General features: G+C 55.2%; 18 protein-coding genes, 1 tRNA gene, 2 pseudogenes and 1 other annotated feature. Of the genes and pseudogenes, 13 read left to right on the top strand and 8 right to left on the bottom strand.

What is annotated here, in order from left to right:
- Positions 1-166: 166 nt before the first annotated feature.
- Positions 167-1,597 carry a nickel ABC transporter substrate-binding protein gene (locus NST26_RS25825; RefSeq protein ID WP_340980157.1) on the top strand — a complete coding sequence of 477 codons (1,431 nt, stop codon included), beginning with the start codon at positions 167-169 and terminating at the stop codon, positions 1,595-1,597.
- Between the two features lie 36 nt (positions 1,598-1,633).
- Positions 1,634-2,383, top strand: coding sequence for a class I SAM-dependent methyltransferase (locus NST26_RS25820; protein WP_339311361.1), 750 nt, complete (start codon positions 1,634-1,636; stop codon positions 2,381-2,383).
- A gap of 80 nt (positions 2,384-2,463) precedes the next feature.
- On the opposite strand, the gene asnB is transcribed toward NST26_RS25820, so the two are convergent.
- Complete coding sequence (gene asnB / locus NST26_RS25815) at positions 2,464-4,308, bottom strand: asparagine synthase (glutamine-hydrolyzing) (protein WP_340980156.1); 1,845 nt, start codon at positions 4,306-4,308, stop codon at positions 2,464-2,466.
- 148 nt (positions 4,309-4,456) lie between these two features.
- Between asnB and NST26_RS25810 the strand changes: the two genes are divergently transcribed.
- Together NST26_RS25810 and NST26_RS25805 are read left to right on the top strand one after the other, a co-directional pair.
- A complete protein-coding gene (locus tag NST26_RS25810) occupies positions 4,457-4,813 on the top strand; it encodes a hypothetical protein (RefSeq protein ID WP_036726047.1) in 357 nt (118 codons plus the stop codon).
- 160 nt (positions 4,814-4,973) lie between these two features.
- Positions 4,974-5,047 (top strand) — tRNA-Arg (locus NST26_RS25805).
- A 1,035-nt stretch (positions 5,048-6,082) separates the two neighbouring features.
- Here NST26_RS25805 and NST26_RS34110 read toward each other — a convergent pair.
- On the bottom strand, positions 6,083-6,394 hold the full coding sequence (locus tag NST26_RS34110) for a DALR anticodon-binding domain-containing protein (RefSeq protein WP_445323382.1): 312 nt from the start codon (positions 6,392-6,394) through the stop codon (positions 6,083-6,085).
- Here NST26_RS34110 and NST26_RS34105 point away from each other — a divergent pair.
- Positions 6,350-6,469: pseudogene (locus NST26_RS34105) on the top strand (hypothetical protein); the annotation flags it as partial. The gene NST26_RS34110 and the pseudogene NST26_RS34105 sit on opposite strands and share 45 nt — an antisense overlap.
- Before the next feature lie 735 nt (positions 6,470-7,204).
- Here NST26_RS34105 and argS read toward each other — a convergent pair.
- Positions 7,205-8,188, bottom strand: a pseudogene (gene argS / locus NST26_RS34100) (arginine--tRNA ligase domain-containing protein); the annotation flags it as partial.
- A 54-nt stretch (positions 8,189-8,242) separates the two neighbouring features.
- Positions 8,243-8,465, bottom strand: a binding site (T-box leader).
- A 233-nt stretch (positions 8,466-8,698) separates the two neighbouring features.
- The gene (locus tag NST26_RS25795) at positions 8,699-9,004 is read right to left on the bottom strand and encodes a hypothetical protein (protein ID WP_340980155.1); all 306 of its coding nucleotides are present in this window, start codon (positions 9,002-9,004) and stop codon (positions 8,699-8,701) included.
- A 192-nt stretch (positions 9,005-9,196) separates the two neighbouring features.
- Here NST26_RS25795 and NST26_RS25790 point away from each other — a divergent pair, with 192 nt between their 5' ends.
- A complete protein-coding gene (locus NST26_RS25790) occupies positions 9,197-9,556 on the top strand; it encodes a hypothetical protein (protein ID WP_339250689.1) in 360 nt (119 codons plus the stop codon).
- Between the two features lie 127 nt (positions 9,557-9,683).
- On the opposite strand, the gene NST26_RS25785 is transcribed toward NST26_RS25790, so the two are convergent.
- From NST26_RS25785 to NST26_RS25770, 4 genes are all read right to left on the bottom strand, one after another.
- The gene (locus NST26_RS25785) at positions 9,684-13,028 is read right to left on the bottom strand and encodes a DEAD/DEAH box helicase (RefSeq protein ID WP_340980154.1); all 3,345 of its coding nucleotides are present in this window, start codon (positions 13,026-13,028) and stop codon (positions 9,684-9,686) included.
- A 65-nt stretch (positions 13,029-13,093) separates the two neighbouring features.
- A complete protein-coding gene (locus NST26_RS25780) occupies positions 13,094-13,780 on the bottom strand; it encodes a TetR/AcrR family transcriptional regulator (protein ID WP_051478062.1) in 687 nt (228 codons plus the stop codon).
- A gap of 57 nt (positions 13,781-13,837) precedes the next feature.
- Entirely contained in the window at positions 13,838-14,875 is a 1,038-nt protein-coding gene (locus tag NST26_RS25775; protein WP_340980153.1) for an ABC transporter permease, read from the bottom strand.
- The gene (locus NST26_RS25770; protein WP_339250681.1) at positions 14,872-15,603 is read right to left on the bottom strand and encodes an ABC transporter ATP-binding protein; all 732 of its coding nucleotides are present in this window, start codon (positions 15,601-15,603) and stop codon (positions 14,872-14,874) included. Before NST26_RS25770 ends, NST26_RS25775 begins: the two co-directional genes overlap by 4 nt.
- Positions 15,604-15,787: 184 nt before the next feature.
- Between NST26_RS25770 and NST26_RS25765 the strand changes: the two genes are divergently transcribed.
- The 7 genes from NST26_RS25765 (at position 15,788) to NST26_RS25735 (ending at position 22,127) form a co-directional block, all read left to right on the top strand.
- Positions 15,788-16,231: a hypothetical protein gene (locus NST26_RS25765; protein ID WP_339250679.1), complete on the top strand. Its 444-nt coding sequence runs from the start codon at positions 15,788-15,790 to the stop codon at positions 16,229-16,231.
- A gap of 171 nt (positions 16,232-16,402) precedes the next feature.
- A complete protein-coding gene (locus tag NST26_RS25760) occupies positions 16,403-17,836 on the top strand; it encodes a stalk domain-containing protein (protein ID WP_340980152.1) in 1,434 nt (477 codons plus the stop codon).
- Positions 17,837-17,880: 44 nt separating this feature from the next.
- Complete coding sequence (locus tag NST26_RS25755; RefSeq protein ID WP_036726036.1) at positions 17,881-18,744, top strand: phosphate ABC transporter substrate-binding protein; 864 nt, start codon at positions 17,881-17,883, stop codon at positions 18,742-18,744.
- A 91-nt stretch (positions 18,745-18,835) separates the two neighbouring features.
- Positions 18,836-19,780, top strand: a complete 945-nt coding sequence (gene pstC / locus NST26_RS25750; protein WP_340980151.1) for a phosphate ABC transporter permease subunit PstC — start codon at positions 18,836-18,838, stop codon at positions 19,778-19,780.
- Complete coding sequence (gene pstA, locus NST26_RS25745) at positions 19,780-20,661, top strand: phosphate ABC transporter permease PstA (RefSeq protein WP_076086486.1); 882 nt, start codon at positions 19,780-19,782, stop codon at positions 20,659-20,661. Before pstC ends, pstA begins: the two co-directional genes overlap by 1 nt.
- A gap of 250 nt (positions 20,662-20,911) precedes the next feature.
- Entirely contained in the window at positions 20,912-21,718 is an 807-nt protein-coding gene (locus NST26_RS25740; RefSeq protein ID WP_340980150.1) for an RQC-minor-1 family DNA-binding protein, read from the top strand.
- Complete coding sequence (locus tag NST26_RS25735) at positions 21,711-22,127, top strand: hypothetical protein (RefSeq protein ID WP_340980148.1); 417 nt, start codon at positions 21,711-21,713, stop codon at positions 22,125-22,127. The genes NST26_RS25740 and NST26_RS25735 overlap by 8 nt, the downstream gene beginning before the upstream one ends.
- Positions 22,128-22,151 lie beyond the last annotated feature (24 nt).

Below are 22,151 nucleotides of genomic sequence, written 5' to 3'. Positions count from 1 at the left end.
AACATCACTATTCATCCTGCTTCTTGTAATAATAATGGGGGTATCAGGTTGTAGTCATTCTGATAGAGCAGCCCAAACCTCTGACTCCCCTGACAAGGTGATTACTGTTGCCATAGCGGCTGATACCGGTCTTGACCGGCTAGATGCCGGGGCCTATGAGGGTTCGATGAATGTACATGCGATGATATACGACGGATTAGTTGAGTACGGCGAGAAGGGCGAAATCCTGCCTTCGCTTGCGGAGTCATGGGACATCTCTGAGGATGGGAAGGTCTATACCTTCCATCTTCGTCAGGGTGTCAAATTCTCGGACGGTACGGAATTTAATGCGGATGCAGTCAAGTTCTCCTTCGAACGGTGGGTTAAAGATCCGGCCAATTCGCTGAATGTAGCTACCGCCATGGAATCTCTTGAGGTCGCAGACAAGCATACGATTACTATGACATTCAACAAAGCGTATTATCCTTTCCTGACCGAGCTATCCTTTGCAAGACCGGTACGGATTATCAGCCCTACCGCAGTGGAGCCAGCAGGTGATATTAACGGTACATTCGTCCGGGCGATTGGAACCGGTCCTTGGATGGCAGAGAGCTATAAGACGGATCAGGAAGCCGTACTGGTCAGCAATCCTAATTATTGGGGAGACCTGCCGAAGCTGTCCAAAATTATTATGAAGGTCATTCCTGATCCACAGTCCAGAGTACTGGCGCTGCAAAGCGGGGATGTAGATATTGCCGGGGGACAAATGGGAAAGCTTCCAGTCGAAAGTGTACCCGTGATCGAAGCGGATTCCTCACTAACTCTGCAAAAATCACCAGGAACAAGCTCGCATTTCATGATTTTTAACTATAATACATCTGCTCTGCAAGACCTGAATGTCCGCAAAGCGATTAATTTGGCGATGAACAAAAAAAGCATTGTGAACGATCTTATGAATGGTATTGGACAGGAGGCCAAGGGCTTGTTCCCGCTGACCGTTCCCTATGTCACAGAGTCCAATAACACATGGTACGGCTTCGATCCCGAGGAAGCGAAGCAACTGCTGGCCACTGCCGGCTATAAGGATTCGGATGGAGATGGAATTGCCGAGAAGGACGGAAACCCGCTTGAGTTCAATTTCGTGCTGCAGCAGGCGGAATATCCGGAATGGAAGACCATTAGTGAGCTGATTCAATCCGAACTCAAGGAGATTGGCATTGACGTCAAGCTTCAGGTGCTTGAGCCGAATGCTTATTATGATGCCTTATGGACAAACAAAGCTTACGATCTCATCCTGTACCGGACCTATGATGATGCTTATAATCCGCATTCGTTCCTGTTGTCCCTGTTCCACCGGACCACTGAAGCACCTGCTGTGGTATGGTCTGATGCGGAGCTGGAAGCACAGATTGATAACGCAGTCGGAGCCATGGATCTTCAGGAACGTCAGAGTGCCTATGATTCCATATTCCTCAGAATGTATCAGGAGGCGATGTTTGCAGCGATTTATTTCCCTGATGACATATTGGCCGCTAATCACAGAGTGACCGGATTCAAGCCGGGGTACACCACGTTTACACCTGTCTTTTGGAACCAGCTGGATGTGGATAGTAAATGATAAGATACAGTACTTGCCAAGAAGGAGTGAATGATAATGAGTATACAACAAGAGGTAGAACAGTATTGGGAAGGCGAAGCAGAGCTGTATAGTGAAGGAATCCAGAAGGAGCTGAACGGTTTCCAGCGGGAGGCCTGGCTGAAGCTTATCCTTGATCATGCTCCACAGAAGGACAGCCTGCATGTTCTGGATATTGGCTGTGGTCCCGGCTTCTTCTCCGTCATTCTCTCAAGCGCCGGACATTTGGTTACGGCCATAGATTGTACAGACAATATGCTGGAAGAGGCGCGTCTGCACTCCAGCCGGGAAGGAGTCGATGTAACGTTCCGCAAGATGGACTCGCATAAGCTGGATTTTGCTGCGGAGAGCTTTGATCTCATCGTGTGCCGCAATGTCACTTGGAGTCTTGCCGATCCGCAGTCAGCCTACAAGGAGTGGGCAAGAGTACTCAAGCCCGGGGGACGGCTGCTGGTCTTCGATGCCAACTGGAACCGTCATCTATGGGATGAAGAGATGGCGCGGAAGCACGCAGAGGATCAGCAGGCCTATATCGATAAGGGCTATGGTGAGCTTCCGCATCATACGAACATCGAAGAGACTGACCGTCTGAGCCTGGCCTTACCGCTGACAAGAGAGTGGCGGCCGGAGTGGGATGTGCGCGCACTCACAGAGGCTGGCTTCTCCGCTGTCTATACGGAAGAGAATCTGAACGGCCAGGTGTTGGATGAGCAACAGCAAGTCTTGTACCGGTCAACGCCGGTGTTCATGATTTGCGCTGAAAAATAAGGCGGACCGGCTTGCTAAAATGTAAAATAAAAACAGCGACTCTCTTTGATGAGAGCCGCTGTTTTTGGTTTGAAGCGGCATCAGCCGATCGACACATTGTATGTCTTCAGCCACAGGTTGACCTGGGCCAGATAAGCGAATAATTGCGGGCCGGACATCAGCTGGCCGAACCACGGCAGATTGGTGGAGGACTCTGGCGAGGCGGCGATTTCTCTGATTTTGGCCGGATCAATGAGCGGGAGAATGGGGGAGGAAGGATCGTCCAGAATGCTTAGTACCTGTGAGCGCACCTTGTTCAGATAGGCAGGGTTATGCGTTTTGGGGTACGGGCTTTTTTTGCGGTAGAGCACATCGTCCGGCAGTACACCCTCCAGCGCCTTGCGCAGGATGCCTTTTTCCCGGTTGCCTACCATCTTAATCTCCCATGGAATGTTAAAAACATATTGCACCAGCCGGTGGTCACAATACGGAACGCGTACCTCCAGTCCCACGCCCATGCTCATCCGGTCCTTACGGTCCAGCAGGGTCGGCATGAAGCGGGTTATGTTGAGATAGGACATCACGCGCATCTGTGCCTCTTTGCTGGTCTCGCCGTCAAGCTTCGGTACCTCAGCCACCGCATCGCTGTACCGGTCTCCTAAATATTCCAGCGGACGTATCCACTCCCGGATTTCCGGCGATAATAATCCGGCACGCATATTGGGGGCCACTGACCAGGGGAAGGTACCGGAAGATAACATCTCCTCGCGGTGGAACCAGGGATAGCCGCCGAAAATTTCGTCTGCTGCTTCGCCTGAGATGGCTACTGTAGCCTTCTTTTTGATCTCCTGGCAGAACAAATAGAGTGAGGAATCCACGTCGGTCATCCCCGGCAAATCGCGGGAGTACAGAGCGTTATCGAGTGCGGCTACCAACTCCGGGGTGTCAAAAGCGATAAAGTGATGATTCGTGTCCAGCTCGTCGACCATCCGCTGAATCCAGGGACCGTCGGCTCCGGGCTGGAAGCTATGGCTTTTGAAATGCTTATCGTTGTCTACATAATCGACGGAGAAGGTATCGACCCGGCCCTGGCCGGTCCGCTTATAATAATCCACGGCAAGCGCAGTCAGGGCGCTGGAATCGAGTCCGCCGGAGAGCAGTGAGCAGACCGGAACATCGGAGACCAGCTGGCGCTCCAGCGTATCCTGAAGCAATTCGCGCACCCGTGCTGCCGTCTCATCCACGTTATCGGTATGCTGGACGCTCTCCAGCTTCCAGTAAGCATAGCTGCGGATTCCGCTGCGGCTGTAAATCATGGCAGACCCAGGGCGAAGCTCGAATATATCTTTGTATACCCCTTGTCCCGGAGTCCGTGCCGGACCAATAATGAAAATCTCGGCCAGACCCTCCGGCCCGACCTTCGGCTGGACGAGGGGATGCTGCAGCAGCGCTTTGGGCTCGGACCCGAAGACGAAGACATCATCGACTTGGCTGTAGAATAGCGGCTTCACGCCCAGACGGTCGCGGGCCAGGAATACCTGATCGCGCAAGCTGTCCCAGACGGCGAAGGCGAAGATGCCATTGAGCTTCTCCGTGCAATCCGGCCCCCATTCGATGTAGGCATGCAGCAGAACCTCGGTATCGCATTCCGTGAGAAAATGATGCCCGCGCTGCTTCAACTCTTTTTTCAGCTCAGGGGCATTATATAGCTCGCCGTTATATACTATAGCGTATAACTTATCCTCATGGCGGGCAATCATCGGCTGTGCACCGTTCTCGGGATCGATGACGCTGAGTCGGCGGTGTCCGAAGGCAATAGGCCCTGAAATCCAGGTTCCGGCTGCATCCGGTCCGCGGTTGGCTAACGTTTCGGTCATTCTGACGAGCAGTTGCGAGTGCCCGGTAAGATCACCGCGCCACTGGACAAATCCGGTTATTCCGCACATGTCTGATTCATCCTCTCTTTTGTGCGATTGTTGTCTGTCCTTTCTTTTTTGCCAAGTAATACAGATATATGCCGATTGAAGGGATAAAATGTATGTCCTTATCCGAACACTAGGGGAGAGGGAAATTTGCCAGGAGGGATGATGACAAGTGTATTACATTAAAGACGCCAAAATCCGCAGAATGACTGACTATGACGGCGCGCCTTGCGCAGAGGTTGGCGTATTGCCTGGAGCTGTGGGCGATTCCGCACTGCTGGTGTATATTGTTGAGGATCAGCGCGAGGAGGGCTATGAAATTGTCCGGATTCTGACGAATGATGCGGATACGGCCACCGACTGGTTCGACAATAATCTGCATGATGCCTTCAAGGACGTTACGGTTAGCGGCTTCACCGGCAGTACGGTGATGACTCCGGAGGATGAACGCTCCAAGTTCCAGCGCGAGCTGCTGATCTTCGGCGATCTGAAGCGGCAACTGGGCGAGCACTTCCGGCAGCTTCCCTGATTGACCATAGAGCAGGAGGCTTTCCGTGACGGCGGTTGCGGGAAGCTTCTTAACTGGAAGAGTTTGGTCTTGCTAATTCTGCTGAATCAGGTATAATGAATAACGTTGCGTTAATACATATCTCTTCAAAAGCTTCAAGTGATACAACGTTATCCTACATGTCCCGGTAGCTCAGTTGGATAGAGCATGCGCCTTCTAAGCGCACGGTCGGGGGTTCGAATCCCTTCCGGGACGTCAAAACAGCAGCCTTCCTTCGGGAGGGCTGTTTTGACGTCCGGAGGATGAGAACCCTTGGCGCCAGCCGGGGACGTTGGAGCATAAGCTTCGTTAGGATTACTTCGCAATCAGCCCGAATGGGCTGTATCCCTTCCGGGACGTCAAAACAGCAGCCTTCCTTCGGGAGGGCTGTTTTGACGTCCGGGGATGAGAACCCTTGGCGCCAGCCGGGGACGTTGGAGCCTAAGCTTCGGGAGGAATACTTCGCAATCAGCCCGAATGGGCTGTATCCCTTCCGGGACGTCAAAACAGCAGCCTTCCTTCGGGAGGGCTGTTTTGACGTCCGGAGGATGAGAACCCCCTTTTTATTTTGAGTAGGATCAACGTGGGCACTTGGGTGGACGCTCCGCAAACGGACCGTTGTTCCAATCGCTGTTGTGTCCAGATTTTATGTATTCCCCTTAGCGGTGAAAATCCGGACACAAAGGCGACCGCTATCGCTTTTACACAATCGTTCCGTCCGCTCCACTGTTTAAGCGGGGTGCAAAATACATAACAATCCAAAAAAGCTCAAAAACCATCCATTCCCAAGGAGCGATCTTAATACGCTCAATTTAGAACGGACCAATTGACTCTAAATTTACTGAATGCGGCCCAAATGAGCGAATGAGGTACATAAGTGCTCCTGAATTCACCAATAGTGAGGAAAATGAGCAAATGAGGGGCATTAGTGCCCCAGAATGTGCCGGAAGTCAGCGTCGAGCGGAAATGAGGGGCATTAGTGCCCCAGAATGTGCCGGAAGTCGGCGTCGAGCGGAAATGAGGGGCACAAGTGCCCCAGAATGTGCCGGAAGTCGGCGTCGAGCGGAAATGAGGGGCATTAATGCCCCTAGTGTATAAGTACACTTGAATTCTCTTGAATTCAGAGGATGCCTCCAGGAGTGGGCGGATGGAGAAGGGAGAGTTGCTGTGCAAGCTGCACGGACCCGCATAGGTTCTGCTCATTCATCCGCTAGAGTAATTGGTTCTTAAGAGGATGAAGACTCAATGTGTCTACATCCGCTCCGGCTTAGGCAGACCGAGTACGTCGAGCGCTTCCCCCAGCGTATCGGTGAAGCTCCGGGTCAGCCACAGGCGGAAGGCAATGCTGGCTTCCCCGCCCTTAAGAATCGGGCAAGCCGAGTAGAAGTTACTGAACAATGAGGCCAGGGAATAGGCATAGTTACAGATCGTATTCGGCGTAAGCTCCCGGCTTGCTGTATAGAGTGTGTCTTGCCACAAGCTGAGCTGTCTCAGCAGGGCAAGCTCAGCCGCTTCGAGCTGCGCCGGGAACAGCGGTACCCCGCCAACGCCAGACTCGCCCACACCGTACTCGCCAACGCCAGACTCGCCAACGCCAGACTCGCCAACGCCAGACTCGCCCACACCGTACTCGCCAACGCCGTACTCGCCAACGCCAGACTCGTCAACGCCGGACTCGTCAACGCCAGACTCGCCCACGCCGTACTCGCCAACGCCAGACTCGCCCACACCGAACTCGCCCACACCGGACTCGCTAACGCCGGACTCGCTAACACCGCTCCCGCTACCCGCCGCAGCGGCCTTACTAAGCACGCGCTGCGCCCGGGCATAGGCGTACATCAGGTAGACGCCGGTGTTGCCGGATATTTCCATTGCCTGCTTGAAGTCGAACACAATCTCGGTGCCCAGATTGAAGCGCAGCAGGTAGTAACGGATGGCAGCGGTGGCGATGAGCCGGCTGGACAGGCCGTTTTTGTCCGAACGGGTGGATTCAATCATGTCTTCCATGAGCCGGACCAGCTCGGTTACCTTAATGCCGATTCCCTGGCGCCCGGACATGGCGTAGGAGCTTTTGCCGCTGGAGGTATCAATGCCCAGCCCGGCCGCAGAAGCGGGACTCAGCGAGACCACCCCATAGCTGACATGATGCAGCGCGTCTGCCTGCGCACCGAATCCCAGTGCCTTGAGCGCCTGCTTGACCATCTGCTGCGGATATTCCTGCCGGTAATCGATGACGTTCACGACCTGATCCGCCCGTCCAAAAGGCAGAGCCTGTCCGCTCAAGCCGGTCGTCCACAGTCCGCTCTGAAATTCGCTGTAGCTAAAGTCCTTCTCCAGCAGTCCGAACTTCCACAGATGATAGGCGATGTCCTTGGCGGTATAGGTCAGAATTCCGTTCGAGCGCACCAGCACCTTATCCTTCTGATGCTCCTCCAGCGTGTCTGGTGTAGCGTCTTCAGCGGGTTGCTTCAGAATCCAGCAGCCTGCCAGCTTGCCTTCCGTCTCCTGCACGAAGATCTCCGTCTGCGACAGCAGCTCGAATGCCGAGGACCAGAAGCCCTCCTTCAGAATGCTGCTCTCCCACACCAGCAGATCGTAGTCAATACCGAACCCCCGCATCTCCTCCACATGCTCTTTCACGATCTGCCCGGCGACGAGGTTGCCAATCCAGGCGGTGTTGCCGTGGCCTTCCTCCAGCGCATGAAGAATTTCGGTCCGCTTCTGCACCATCTCGGGCTGCTGCGCGTACGTTTTGTTAATCTCGGCATAGATGTCCCAGCAATAGTCCCCGAACCGGACATGGGCTCCCGCCAGCGGAACATTCAGCAGACCGGCTACGGTGTCTGCCAGCTGATTGCCGAGATCATCCACGTAGTTGTGCACCTCAACGGTATGGCCGGTCGCCCGCAGTACTCTCACCAGTGCGTCCCCGATACAAGAGTTTCTCAGGTGGCCTATATGCATACTTTTATTCGGGTTGACCGAGGTATGCTCTACAATCACTTTCGACCCTCCTGCATGCTGGGGCAGCGTGAAACTCCCCTTCGACCGTGCCCAGGCCTGCCAATCCAGATACATATTAATAAACCCCGGACCGGCGACCTCGGTTCTCAGCACCAGTCCGTGAACAGAGCCCGAAGCTTCGAGCTCGGCAACGATCAGCCCGGCGATAGCCAGGGGAGCTTTGCGCAGGGGGCGGGCGAGCTGCATGGCGATATTGCTGGAATAATCCCCGTGGTCGGCACTCGCCGGCTGCTCCAGGGCAACATTCATTTCAGCGATGGCGGGCACGCTCAGAGTTAGCGCGATTTTGTGAACAGACTGCTTCAGGCTTTCTTGGATTAGCTCACTTAGCATTGGCATGAATAACAACCTCCTGAATAAAATAACGACAAAAAAAGCCTTCATCTCCTAAGAGACGAGGCTTGTGCGCTCGCGGTACCACTCTCGTTGCTAAACCTCACAGTTCAGCCACCTTACAGGTTAACGGTCCTCAGCCGGGGCTTCCTACTCTCAGGGTTCAGAAGTCCATCTCACGGGTGCGCTTCATGGTTCTAATCTGTACCGGCTTCCACTAACCCGGCTCGCTGGGGACTAGATATAAGACCATTACTCTCCCGGTCATCGATTAAATATGGATTTGTATCAGTATAGCGAAATTCTGAAAGAAAGCAAGAGCAGATTGCTGTGCAGCAGGGGTCCTCCGGTTAAGAATCACTCGTCATTGGGCGCCCCTGTCAGATTCTTGATGTCCGTTGATCCATAAATCAGCAGCATGATTACAATGACCAGCAGGAGTCCGCTGGCAAATCCTTCTCCGTCAAAACTGTCCATAGCCCCGTCCCTCACTTTCACTTGCGAATGTGTTCAGGTGTTTTCGGCTTTCTTTTTCAAAGCGGTCATGATCTCGTTCAGCGTAAGGCTGCTGTTGTTATCGAGGAAGCTGACCAGCTTATTGACATTGTCATTGCTCAAATCACTTAAGGTTTTATATTTGCCCACCAGACTGACGAACATGGATGCGTCCGTGTACATCTGGATGGAGTCTACTTTCAGCTTGCCGGTCAACAGAAGTGCAGCTACAGCAAATTCAAGCCCCTTAGGTGTCTGGGTTTTGGAGCTGGACGGTGTTTTTTTGGCGGCGGGCTTCTTTCCTTTTCCTGGAGGGGGCATGGGACTCCCTTCTTCCGTTCGGCGTTCGTATGGAGAAAGCGCGGCCCATGGGCGGTCTTTCCTTATTCAAGAATATGCGTGCCTGCGGTCATTGGTGAATAGGCTCAGGCCTGTGTCCACACCGTTACAGGAAAGTCCGAATATGAATATATCGTACTTTGACACTAGAACTTCAAGGGAGGACGAGACAGGATGGCGATTTTGTCAACAGGACCGATAGAGAACAATGCCGTTTCGGGAGTCAGACCTACGCAGACGGTGACGGTAAGAATAGTGAAGCGGAATGCCCCAGGCAGCGCCTCTATTAGTATTCAGGGATATGTGCTGGGCGCTACCAGAACGCTGTATGTCAGTGAGGTGATTGATGTTGCTCCGAATCAAGTGGTAACCCGGGATTATTTTGCCGATCTGAATGCCTATGAATTTGTGTTCATCACTGGAGAAGTAGACGAAGATGAGATTGGAATATCCGTGTGGGGCAAGACATCAACCGGCCAGCTGGTGAATGCACACCGTGTAGTGACGCATGAGAAATTAAGCTCAGACGTATAGAGGGTTAGGGTATTATTCTGGACTTGCCAGTTGTAAAATGAAACAGGGACCTTTCAGAGCTACTCGCTCAGAAGGTCCCTGTTTATATTGCGAATAAAGCAGAACGGGCTACAACAGGTTGTTCAACTCAGATCGAGAGGATTTCACGTATATCATGCTCGCTCAGGCTCGACAACGCCTCCTGCCCCGGCTGGATCACCTCGTCAATCAGGTTTTTCTTTTTCTGCTGCAGCTCGTACATTTTATCCTCCACCGTACCCTGGGCTACCAGGCGGATGACCTGTACGATCTTTTTCTGCCCGATCCGGTGGGCGCGGTCGGCGGCCTGCTGTTCGACCGCAGGGTTCCACCACAGGTCATAGAGAATGACCGTATCGGCGCCGGTCAGGTTGAGGCCGGTACCGCCCGCCTTCAGCGAGATCAGGAACAGGTCGCGCTCGCCTTCATTGAAGCGGCTGCACAGCTCAACCCGCTGGGAGGCCGGGGTCTGTCCGTCGAGATAGAAATGCGTAATCCCCAGCAGCGCCAGTTCACGACTTATCATGCCGAGCATTTGCGTGAACTGCGAGAAGATCAGCATCCGTTTGCCGGAGCTCCGGCATTCGTCGATAATCTCCAGTAGCTGCTCGAATTTGCCGGAGCCTCCTGTGTACCCGTCCACGAACAGGGCGGGATGGCAGCACAGCTGGCGCAGCCGGGTCAGTCCGGCCAGCACCTTGAGCCGGCCGTTCCCGAAGCTGTCGCTGTCCAGATGCTTAAGCGCTTCTTTGCGCAATCTGGCCAGGTAGGCGACATAGAGCCGTTTCTGCTCCGGCAGCAGCTCGGAGGCCTGGAGGGACTCGATTTTGTCCGGTAGCTCCTTCAGCACATCGCTCTTCAGGCGGCGCAGCAGGAAGGGGCGGGCGCGTCTGGCGACCGTCTCCCGGGGAAGGTCATGGAACGCCTTCTTTCCGGGGAACAGTCCAGGGAAAACGACACTGAAGATCGACCACAGGTCCTCCAGTGCATTCTCCACCGGCGTACCGGTCAGCGCAAAGCGGTAGCGGGCCTGAAGCAATCTGACCGCCTGCGAAGTCTGGGTCTCATGATTCTTAATCATCTGCGCTTCATCCAGAATGAGCGTATGGAACGACTGCTTGGCATACTCATCCACATCTCTGCGCAGCAGCGGATACGAGGTGATGATGACATCATGCCCGGCCGTGTTCCGCACGGTCCGGCTGCGCTCACCAGAGTTGCCGTCAGCAATGACTGCCTTAATCTCAGGGGCGAAGCGCTTCAGCTCATTGAGCCAGTTATAGACCAGGGAAGCAGGGGCAACCACCAGCGCAGGTACGCCGCTCTTCCGGATGTCCTCCAGCTCAGAGAGCAGGAAGGTGATGCTCTGCAATGTTTTGCCAAGGCCCATATCGTCCGCCAGAATCCCGCCGAAGCGGTAATGGGCCAGCGTCCTCATCCACTGGAAGCCGTACTGCTGGTAATCCCGCAGCACGGGAGCCAGACTCTCCGGCACTGGGAAGTCCAGATTTTCGGGACTCGCCATATTAGCAAGCAGCCGCCGGAAGGAGCGTCCGGTCTCGATGGTCTGCCCCTGGAAGGTGCCTGCATGGAGATGGAGGGCACGGACCAGCGGCAAGGAGAACTCCGTACTCCGGATATCCACGCTGCGGACGCCAAGCTCGTTCATCAGCGCGATAATCTCTTGGAACTCAGCGGTATCCAGCGGGAGCAGAGCTCCGTCCTTGAGCCGGTGATATTTACGTTTTTCCTGGAGAGATTTCAGGACCGCGGTAATGTCATTCTCCGTGATGCCCTCCATGGCGAACTTGAAGTCCAGCCAGTCGGTCTTCTCGTTCCAGCTCAGGCTGACCTTGGGCGCTGCATGCTCCGTAAGCACCCGCTCCTTGACCGCAGTGGTCGCATAGACCTGAAGCAGCGGTTCCAAGAGCGGGATGGTATGGTGCAGGAAGTCGAATTCCCCGTCCTCGTCACGCATGATATACCCGCTCTCCGTCCGCGAGAAGGACTCATGGGCCATCAGGTCCAGAATCCGCCGCTCCGCTTCCCCGTCCCGCATCAGTATGACCTCGCTGCTCCGCTCATGCGCCTTCTCCTCCAGCGGATTGATGACAATTCCGCCGTACTGGAATTCCAGCCCGGCCAGCAGCCGGTCCCTTACCCGGTCCAGGTAGAGTCTGGCGTGTAGCCGGGTCTGGACGATCCGGTCCGCGATGGCGTCGGCAATGCTTACTCTGCCCAGCTTCTTCAGGCCGGGTATGACCCTGTCCATGAAGGGCTCCATCTGCTCAGGCGCAATCGCCAGGCTATCCCGCCGGCTGCTGCTGAGCATCCGCTTCAGCTCTGCGAGACGCCCGCATTCCTGCGCCGGGAGCTTCAGCAGCCTGTCTTCGGTCAAGACCAGTCCATAGCTCTCCAGAATCGTAAGCTGCTCAAGCCCCCGGACATCCAGCCGGTAGCCCTCCTCCTGTGCCTGGTCGAACTGGAAGCTGAGCGGCAGCGGCTCCTCCGAGACCGACAAGCGGTCAAGTTGAAGCTGTCCATGCTGAAGGCGTACGGCAGGCGCGGCTTCTAGCAGGGGGTACAGACTCTTCCAGAAAAAAGGGGCCACCGGCAGCAGCCGGTCATTTCCCGGATGGCTGGAGCCGGCAGCATACGGATTGTTGAGGCTGTTGTAGACCTTCTCATTCTGCATGATCTCAATCAGCTTCAGCAGGACCTCATTATCTTCCTTGGAGAAGCTGTGCAGGGCGGGATCATAGCTGAAGTGCGCTGTGAACTCAAAAGGCTCGCCCCGGCGAACCTGCTCCAGAAAAGGTCTGATCTTCTGCGCGATATAGAGGCGCTTGGGGCCCAGCTTCACTTCGATTCCAAGCATCGTGCTGCTGTAGCCGATGTTGAAGGGCCGGCAGATGAACTCGACCTGGAGCGGAGTCCGCAGGTCGATATACGTGCCGGCACCGCTTGGCAGCTGCCGCCCTCCGGTGAATATTCCGAGCATGCTGTTCACCAGCAGCCGGTCTGCGCTTCGCTCCTTGTGCTCCGCCCCGGAGAGGGGAGAGCTGCCTTGCACGAGCGGCAGACTGCCGTCCCTTGCGGGATAAGTCTCCTCCGCCTCCGCCTGAATATCCGCCGCCTGGTCAGCTCCGGCCGCCCGGCTGCGGTAGAGGACCGCCACCAGCGCCGCCGCAATATGCTTGCAGAAGGGGCCGCCGTGATAGTAAGCCGGGCAGGTGCATTCCCCCTGCACATCCCCGTCACTGTCGATAATCAGCGCGATCTCATGGCTCTCCAGCCCATGGACCTCAGCGCGGTATTTGGAATATTCGTCTTCCTCGTTATGCTCCGTATAGACAAGATCCACCTTATGGGCATGATAATAAGCCGCTCCCTGGTCAAAAGCGGCATTGCCGCACAGCAGCTTGATTACCCGTTCCGGCACCTGATAACCCACGTATACTCACTTCCTTTTATTGCTTCTATCTAAGCCACCCCCACGGGGGATATCGTACTTAAAGATTATCCATTCCCGCCGATCCCGTGCAGAATGAAGCTTATCGTCTGTTCAATCTCAGCCTCATCATTCCAGTCCTGCTCCGGCATTAGCACCAGCCGGGTCAGCAGGTATCCGGCAATTGCGGAGATGGTAAAGCGGATAATCGCAGGAGTGGGCGCATCAATCACTTCACCTTCCGCCTTGAAGTGCTCGGTAATTGCAGTGACACGCGCCAGAACCTGCTCGAAGATATTCTCGGTCAGCTGTTCCTTCAGCGCAGGCTGGAAGGGGATCTCCTGAATGAGAATTTTGACGATCTTGAGATTTCTGCGGACGAACTCCAGCCGGTTCACCATGAAGGCCTTAAGGAAGGCTTCGTAGCTCTCGAACGGCACATCCAGCACACCGCTGAAGTTGCGCAGCACGAACGGGGCGATCATCCGGCTCATGGTGGGCACAACGATGGCGAGCAGCAGATCTTTTTTGGTCCGGTAATAACGGAAGATCGTGCCTTCGGCCACGCCGGCCTTCTGGGCAATCTCACTAGTGGCGGCCGCCGAGAATCCCTTCTCTGCAAAAACATCAATCGCCGCCCGCAGAATGGACAGCTGCTTGGGCGTGACCTGCTCCTTCTCGCTGAGGTCCAGCAGCTCCTGGACCCACTGGTCTTGCTCCAGCTGCCCCTGATCGGCAGCAGGGTTATTCTCCATCAATAGAACCTCCAGACTCTTGCAGTTCCTCCTAGTGTACCATAGCCTGTTCACCCTTTACATTCTGCGGTGCTTGCGCAGAGCCAGTACATTCAGCAGCATGAACAGCAGGGAGAAGCCGATCAGCATGAACACATCCCCGGCGATATCACTCCAGCCTCTGCCGCGCACCATGATATCCATCAGCGCCTGTGAACCGTAGTACATGGGAGTGGCAAGTCCAATGCGCTGGAGCCAGAGCGGCAGGGTATCCAGCGGAAATAATCCGCTCAGGAAGATCTGAGGCACAATGACCAGGGGGATGAACTGGATCATCTGCAGCTCATTGGCGGCGAATGCTGAGAGCAGGGTGCCGAGCGTCAGCGCCGACATCGACAGCAGCAGCGTCATCAGCAGCACGTAGCCGAAGCTGCCAGTCATCATAATCCCCAGCACCTGGATGGAGAACCAGGAGATCAGCAGGGCCTGGAAGACGGTGAAGATGCCGAAGCCGCACACATATCCGGTGACGATCTCCCAGCGCTTCAGCGGGGTGGAGAGCAGACGCTCCAGTGTGCCCGTGGTCCGTTCGCGCAGGAAGGAGACACCGGCAATCAGGAAGACAAAGAAGAACACGAACACCCCGATCATAATCGGGCCGAAGCGGTCGATCGTCTTCATATCCTCCGCGCCGTAGAGGTAGCTGATCTGCGGCTGGAGCTGCCCGCCGCCCGGAGCTTGCTGCCGGAGGCTCTGCGCAGCTTCCTGCAATGCCATGATCACAGCGCGGTTAGCCGCCGGATTGCTGCCTTCAAGGACAACAGCAGGAGCGTCTCCCTTCATTGTAAGGAGAGCATCGATGGCTCCCGCCTTCAGGGCGGCCTGCCCGGATGCTTCATCGGCATAGCTGGTAACCTCAGCCTGCTCGGCTTCCAGCGCTGAACTGAACACTGCCGCGCCGCCGGAGACACCGATCCTAGGCTCATAGGCATCGCTGCCGAACACCAGGCTCATCAGGCTAAGCACCAGCAGGGGAGCGATGAACATCAGCGCCATGGTTCTCCGGTCATGGATGAATTGCTGCAGAATTCTCAGGGTAATGGCCCGGATTCTCATCGGCGTACACCTCCATAGCAGAGGAAGGCTTCTTCAATGCTGGCGGTGCCGGTAGCCTGAAGCAGTCCGGCCGGAGTATCAGCCGCCAGCAGCACGCCGTCCCGGATCATCGCCAGCCGGTCACATTTCTCCGCCTCATCCATCACATGTGTGGTCAGCACAATCGTCGTTCCCTTACGGTTCAGCGCCTTCAGCTCCTTCCAGATAGACTGGCGCAGCACCGGATCGATGCCGACCGTCGGTTCATCCAGCAGCAGCAGCGGCGGCTCGTGCAGCAGGGCAATCGCCAGGGACAGCCGGCGCTTCATGCCGCCGGAATATTGGTCCACCCGCTTCCGCAGATGCTCCTGCAGATTCACCAGCTCCATCACATCCCCGATCCGCCGCGTGCGGTTGCCGCCCTTCAGTCCATAGAGCGCGGCGAAGAACTCCAGATTCTCCTTGGCGCTAAGCTCCGTATACAAGGCATCCGACTGGGCCATATATCCGATCTGCTGGAGCATGGCAAGCTTCGGCATCCGCACCCCCAGCACGGTGACCTCACCGGAGCTTACCTCGTCTATGCCCGTAAGCAGCTTGACCAGCGTGGTTTTGCCGGAGCCGGATGGCCCCAGAATCCCGAAGGTCTCTGCCTGATTCACCTGAAGCGTAATATCCTTCAACACTGTTTTATCACCAAAAGCCCGGTTCACATGAGTAACCGCAATGACAGGCTTCCCCTCATCCATACCAATCTCCTCCATTCGCCATAATAATGAGTGAGCGCTCACTCATTATACTAATGATTCCCTGCTTAAAAGTAAATAAAATTGTAAGGATTATCCGTTACTCCTGCTCTTGATCCGGGTAATAAAAGGGACATCCTATGGTTACCGGCATCCTGAAACCCAATTCACTAAAGGCGGTGGAATTATGGCAGGACATAAGCTGCTCCTTCCTCTGGCAGCTCTGCTGGCTGCGGCTGGACTTAGCGGCTGCGGCGATGCGGACAAGTCCGGCAGTGGCGGACGGTTTCATACTTTGGCAGACGAGAAGACGGAGGCAAGGCAATATTTGCCGGAGGATCTGCCGATTCCCGAAGGGGCAGGCATTACTTTTACCCAAGGTGAACAGTCAGAGGGGAAGAAATCCTCCATGCTGGTCTATCAGACGAAGGAGAGTATGGCCGCTCTTGGAACTACATATCAGAAGTATGTAAGAGAGAAGGAGCTGGAACTCGGGACAGAGATTGTCGACAGCCATAACCTGCTGATTAACGGCAAAGTGAACGGCTCTTATTCGTATTCTATTATTGGCAGTCCCTCGGAATCAGAGCGCGGCGGGAACGAGATTATCGTGACGTGGATTGTGAATTAACACAGGATTTACAATAGGCCGGTCCGGGAGGGTTCCCGGGCGGGTCTTCTTTGGTTTGGGCTTGTAATTATTTTTACAGTTAATATTTCCATAACATTCCTGCGCAACAGAATTGACACTCGTAGACGAAAATAACATTAGCAGTTACCTATAGGAAAAGGGTGAATCTAATTGAAGAATAGTAAATGGATCGGCGCGGCTCTGGCTTCTGCACTTCTCGTAACAGGGGGAGCTGTTAGTGTTCTGGCCACAAGCAGCCAAGTAAGTGCCGCAGCTGTGAACACAGCAGCCGTAGAGGGCAGCATGTCCTGGAGCATCAACGGTACGCCGGTTACACTCAGCACAATTAACAGCGGCGGATACAAGCTCTATTCATTGAGCCAGTTAGCCGCAGAGCTGGGAGCAGGACTTGTGCACGGCAGCAGCGGAATCCAGCTGAATGACAGCAAAGGTCTACATAGTGTGCAGCTCCAGCCTGGCGTGAAAAGCTATCAGGTGGATGGCGAAACCCTGGAATTCACAGTGGCCCCGGTTGTACGTAACAGCAAAACGTATGTGGAGCTGACGAAGCTGGTTACGGCGCTTGGCGGTGAGCTTGAGGCCGATGCCCATACGATTCTGAGCTTCGCCCGGCCCGCCGGTTCATTTGATACTCTTCACTGGAGCGCTGACGGCAGCCTGATTGCGAATAGAAGCGACGCGGAATCCACCCTGCTCTATAAATTCACCCAGACTCCAGGCAACTATGATCTGTTCTCTTCCAGCGAAGGCGCGGTGGATTTCGCAGTCTCCGCCGACCAGCAGTGGGGCGCATTCAGCGATGAGACCGGCCAGCTGAAGCTGATCAACCTGTCCACCGGCTTAATCAGTCCGCTCGGCAAGGACACCAGCGTGAAGACAGATATCGTGTGGTCCAGTGACGGCAAGACGCTCTATTTCGTCCAGGGCGACAAGCAGGAGAAGCTGGCACAGATTTCAGTAGAGACCGGAGAGATCAAGGCTCTGCTTGAAGATAAAGTGGAGAACAAATCGGAGCTTCGCATATCGGCAGACGGCAAAAGTGCAGTATACATCGTCAACATCACCGGTACCGCGAAGAATGATGCCGACAGCACAGAAGATTCACTTACCGTAGACTTCAGCAAGGCTGGAGAACAGCTCTATAAGCTGGATCTTACGACCAAAGGTGCTAAGCCGGCAGCCTTGACTACTACGCCTGACAACAAGCTGTATCCTGAGCTTCTGGCTGGCGGCAGCGTGAGCTACCTGAGTGCGGATGCAGACGGCAATGCTGCTAACACGCTGAAGCTGATTGCAGCAGACGGTAAAAGCACAGATGTCGCCCTCGGTGCAGAAGCGAACTGGTCCATAGGGGTTAGCACGGGCCTCGTTGTCTCCGGGACTACAGCGGACGGCAACACGGTAATTTACTCTATTGCAGGCAGTGCAGCTCCGGTTGAACTGTACCGGACAGCTGAAGATGTATCGGAAGTGGCGGTATCGGCAGACGGCAGCAAGCTGGCTATTATCAGCGACGGCAAGGTACTGGTCATTCAGAACGGCAAAGCGCTGAAATTGTCAGTCTCACCGGAAGCTGCTAATTAATTACAACATTTATCGGCGCACACCGCCGGGAGGAGAATTCAGACATGAAGATGTTCAAAAAATTCACAGTTACAGCACTTACCGCGGTGATCGCGGTTACCGCATCCTTTGCAGGGGCAGCCGCAGCAGCGGACAGCCTCAAGGGTAAAATCACCGTTAACGGTTCTACGGCCCTGCTTCCGCTGACGCTGCAGGCCGCTAAGGAATTCCAGAAGCTTCACCCTAAAGTGAAGATCGCCGCTTCCGGCAAGGGCTCCGTGACCGGCCCGCAGGCCGTGAAGAAGGGGATTGCCGATATCGGAGCCTGCGACTGGGATGCCAGCATTGATGTTCCGGGCTTCAAGGCTTTTGACGGACAGGTAGCGAATAAGGTCGCGGTGATTCCTTTTGCAACCATCGTTAATAAGAATGTCGGAGTAGACAACCTGACTACAGAGCAGCTCAAAGGCATCTACGCCGGTAAAATCACCAACTGGAAAGAGGTCGGCGGATCGGATGCGAATATCGTAGTGATCACCCGTGCCTTCGGCTCCGGGACCCGCGTTAACTATCAGGCCAAGGCGCTGGGCGGCGGAGATATCGTGAAGAAAGAGAAGAACTACAAGGAAACCGGCTCCAGCGGCGACATGAAAACAGCTGTAGGTACAACGCCTAACGCTATCGGCTACATCGACCTTGTCTATGTAACGGGCGGCGATATCAAGGCTGTGAAGTTCAACGGTGTGGAAGCTAACACGGATAACGTAATTAACGGCTCGTACAAGATCTGGGCTTACGGCTACTACATGACGAAGGGCCAGCCGACCGGCGCGACCAAAGAATTCATCGAATATGTACAGAGCAAGAAGTTCCAGCAGGGCTCGCTTAAGAAGCTTAAGTTCATTCCAATCTCTGCGATGCAATCCTAAGAACGCTCAAGACAAGCAAGCATAATAGATGGATAGGTAACAGCGGCCAGCTCCGGGATATACGGGGTTGGCCTCTTACAGGAGGGAAAGTATGGGGGCACCGGTTCATGGCCTGACAGCAAAGACACAGACAAGCCTAGAGGAAGTTAAACGTAACACCAAGCGGCACCGCAGACATCTGCTGGGCAACAGCATCTCCCGTTATTATTTTTTATTCAGCATCCTTGCGCTCTGTCTTGTGCTGGGACTAGTTATTGTATTCATTGGCAAAACGGCGCTGCTGCTCTTCACCCGCATCTCCCCGCAGGACTTCTTCTTCTCGTTCAACTGGACGCCGGAAGAGGAGGCCTTCGGCGCCGCCGCCTTCATCGTAAATACATTGTCGCTTACCGCGCTGACCCTGGTCATTGCCGTGCCCATCTCGGTCGGGATGGCTGTGCTCTGTGCGGAGATTGCCCCGAATTGGCTGAAGAGCTTCATCCGTCCGGTGCTTGATCTGCTGGTCGGTATTCCTTCTATTGTATACGGCTATCTGGGCTTGACCGTGCTGCTGCCCTTCCTGCGCAGAGTCAGTGGAGAAGGTCTCGGGGACGGACTGCTTGCCGCCGCACTCGTGCTGGCATTGATGGTGCTGCCCACCATCTGCCGGATCAGCGATGATGCGATTGTCTCTGTTCCGCGCAAATACCGTGACGCTGCCTATGCGCTCGGATCGACCCGGCTTCAGGTCATTATGCGCGTCGTTCTGCCCGCGGCCAGCCGGGGCATTATCTCGGCGGTCATTCTTGGCATGACCCGTGCAGTGGGAGAGACCATGGCGGTGGTGATGGTCATCGGCAATACGCCGCAGCTGGCGAAAAGCCTGTTCGCACCCACCTCGGTGCTGACCAGTAATATCGTGATGCAGATCTCCAACGTGGAGTTCGACTCCACCTGGAACTATTCCCTGCATATGATGGCCTTCCTGCTGCTGCTGATCTCGTTTGTACTGATTCTGATTATCCGGCTCCTGGGCCGCAAACGGAGGGATGCCTGATGAACGGATTCACGCGCACACGCCATACAGCCAGAGCCCAGCGGCGCAATAAACTGGCGACCATCGGCTTCTATACGCTGGGCGTGCTGGTCATGCTGCTGATCTTCTGGCTGCTGTTCACCATTCTAAGCAAAGGTTTACCTTCGCTCAGACTGGACTTCCTGCTCAAGCAGCCGGAGGAGATCGATCCCGGCGGCGGGATTGGTCCCGTCCTGTTCAACTCCTTCTATATCCTGTTCATCTCCCTCCTGATCTCCGTTCCGATCGGGATCGGGGCAGGGATCTATATGGCGGAGTACGCGCCCGATAATGCCTTCACGGGTGCGCTGCGCATCTGCGTGGAATCCCTGTCCTCGGTGCCGTCCATCGTGTTCGGCCTCCTGGGCCTGGCGATCTTCGCCGAATACTTCGGTGTTGGCTTAACGATCCTCGGCGGGGGTGTCAGCCTGGCGCTGCTGAATCTGCCGATGCTGGCCCGCGTCACGGAGGAAGCGGTGCGCGCGGTCCCCGGCGAGATCCGTGAAGCCGGCTATGCCCTCGGCATGACGAAATTCCATGTCATCCGCAAGGTCGTTGTGCCTGTAGCCCTTCCGGCCATCGTCACAGGCGTCTGCCTGGTGGCCGGCCGCGCCTTCGGGGAGTCGGCGGTCATTATCCTGACCGCCGGGCTCAGCACCTCCGGCGAGATGTGGGACTTCAACCTCTTTTCACCGGGCGAGACGCTGGCTGTGCATCTGTGGTACGTGCAGTCTGAGGCCATCGTCGAGGATGCGCGGCAAATCGCGGATAAGTCTGCCGCTGTGCTGGTCTTTGTCGTGCTGCTGATCAACTTTATGTTCCGCTTCCCGCTATGGCTGGGCAACCGCCGCCGGGGACGCTGAGAGGGATGCGGATGCGCGGATTGACGCTATCGCTATAACCCTGTAAGAACAGGCTGCTCTGCTATGGAAGTTTCATGGCGGGCAGCCTGTTTGCTGTGAAGGGGTTGGAGCTTCTGAGTGCTCCGGGAAGCGCTGAAACTCACCTCTAAATTTCCTGTTTCCCGGCCCTGATATGGTATAATTCGACTATAAAATACGTGCAGTCTGGACTAGCCTGTGCCCATTATAAAGGACAAGGAGGCAGAACGCTGTGGGCACACAGAAGACCAACCGCCGTAAGCCGAACCGGAAGCAGGTAGCGGCGTATCCATTGAATACACCACTGCCGAGGCCGGAGCTGCTAGCCATTCTGCAGGCAGCCGATGAGATTATCGCCGCCGGAGGGCGTACGCTTTTGGCCAAGATCCTGAAGGGCTCGAAGGAGAAGAAGCTGCTTGAACTCGGCTTGGATCACACTCCTGCCTATGGCTTCTTCCGCGAACTGACGATGGAGCAGATCGTGGAGAAGGTGGACGTCCTCATTGAGGCCGGTTACCTGAAGACCGAGCTGTCCGGGAAGCTTCCCATGATCGAATTCACCGTCTACGGCTGGACCGTCCGGCGGGAGCGGGCGACGGAGGAGCTGCTGCGGGAGTGGGAGAACTGGCTGGACCAAGGGATCACGCCGGTCAGTATGGAGTATCTGAAGGACCGGAACCGGGGGATGATTCTGATGTTCCTGTTTAAAATCCTGTGTTCCGGTGACCGGAAATACATTCCCTTTTTACAGCAATGGCAGTCCATAGAGTTCAGGAAGGTACAGGTTGAGATCAGGCAGGTAATAGCAGACCTGAATGAGCGCGAACGGCTGGTGGAGATTGAGTGGCATGAGCTGCTGCGGGAACGTGCGCAATCACTGATTGTACGTTCGCGCGATCCCGTTATACTTGTGTGTCAGGAATGCGACGGTCCGTTTGTATTCGATCACCTTGATTTTAGCTGCTACCGGGCAGATGGCATTTACTTTCCGGAGAAGTGTCCCGATTGCCGGCATCAGGAGGAGTCCTTGCATGAATAGGCTTGAACTGCGAACGAAGGTACGCCATGTGGTCAATGAAATCGTTTCGGAGAAGGGTTTCGTAAGTCCCCTGGATGTATTCTTGAGGATCGGGAAAATCACTCCTAAGCTCGTAGAAGAGTGGCGCTTCGGAAGAGTGCCATATTTGGAACGTGTGCTTCAGGGCAATCTGTCTCAATTCAGCTTTATCATGTCTCTGCTTCGCGAGAACGCGCGGGAGCTTCATTTGAAGCCGTCTTACACCGCCTATATGAGATGGGGCAAAGGCCCGAAGCGACCGCTCCGCTTTTCAAAGTCCGGAGATCCCAATGTTGAGAAACATTACGCTACTCATTATGTGCCGGCTAAGCAGGAGGTACCTCGAAATCCATCGTTGACTAGTGGGAATATGCAGCCGAAGGATGAGTAAGCAACATAATAAGAGGGGGACCTG

This window comes from Paenibacillus sp. FSL R7-0128 (assembly GCF_038002245.1).
In the GTDB taxonomy this organism is placed as follows: domain Bacteria; phylum Bacillota; class Bacilli; order Paenibacillales; family Paenibacillaceae; genus Paenibacillus_AQ; species Paenibacillus_AQ silagei.
Note: the sequence above shows the minus strand (reverse complement) of the source record. Positions and strands in the feature narration are given on the sequence as shown.

What these genes read in the sequence shown, in the direction of transcription:
- NST26_RS25820 (WP_339311361.1), top strand. Translation starts at nt 1,634, where the DNA reads ATGAGTATACAACAAGAGGTAGAACAGTATTGGGAAGGCGAAGCAGAG.
- asnB (WP_340980156.1), bottom strand. Translation starts at nt 4,308, where the DNA reads ATGTGCGGAATAACCGGATTTGTCCAGTGGCGCGGTGATCTTACCGGG.
- NST26_RS25770 (WP_339250681.1), bottom strand. Translation starts at nt 15,603, where the DNA reads ATGGATGAGGGGAAGCCTGTCATTGCGGTTACTCATGTGAACCGGGCT.
- NST26_RS25755 (WP_036726036.1), top strand. Translation starts at nt 17,881, where the DNA reads ATGAAGATGTTCAAAAAATTCACAGTTACAGCACTTACCGCGGTGATC.
- NST26_RS25735 (WP_340980148.1), top strand. Translation starts at nt 21,711, where the DNA reads ATGAATAGGCTTGAACTGCGAACGAAGGTACGCCATGTGGTCAATGAA.
- NST26_RS25795 (WP_340980155.1), bottom strand. Translation starts at nt 9,004, where the DNA reads ATGCCCCCTCCAGGAAAAGGAAAGAAGCCCGCCGCCAAAAAAACACCG.
- NST26_RS25765 (WP_339250679.1), top strand. Translation starts at nt 15,788, where the DNA reads ATGGCAGGACATAAGCTGCTCCTTCCTCTGGCAGCTCTGCTGGCTGCG.
- NST26_RS25775 (WP_340980153.1), bottom strand. Translation starts at nt 14,875, where the DNA reads ATGAGAATCCGGGCCATTACCCTGAGAATTCTGCAGCAATTCATCCAT.
- NST26_RS25790 (WP_339250689.1), top strand. Translation starts at nt 9,197, where the DNA reads ATGGCGATTTTGTCAACAGGACCGATAGAGAACAATGCCGTTTCGGGA.
- pstC (WP_340980151.1), top strand. Translation starts at nt 18,836, where the DNA reads ATGGGGGCACCGGTTCATGGCCTGACAGCAAAGACACAGACAAGCCTA.
- NST26_RS25825 (WP_340980157.1), top strand. Translation starts at nt 167, where the DNA reads ATGAATGTACATGCGATGATATACGACGGATTAGTTGAGTACGGCGAG.
- pstA (WP_076086486.1), top strand. Translation starts at nt 19,780, where the DNA reads ATGAACGGATTCACGCGCACACGCCATACAGCCAGAGCCCAGCGGCGC.
- NST26_RS25780 (WP_051478062.1), bottom strand. Translation starts at nt 13,780, where the DNA reads ATGGAGAATAACCCTGCTGCCGATCAGGGGCAGCTGGAGCAAGACCAG.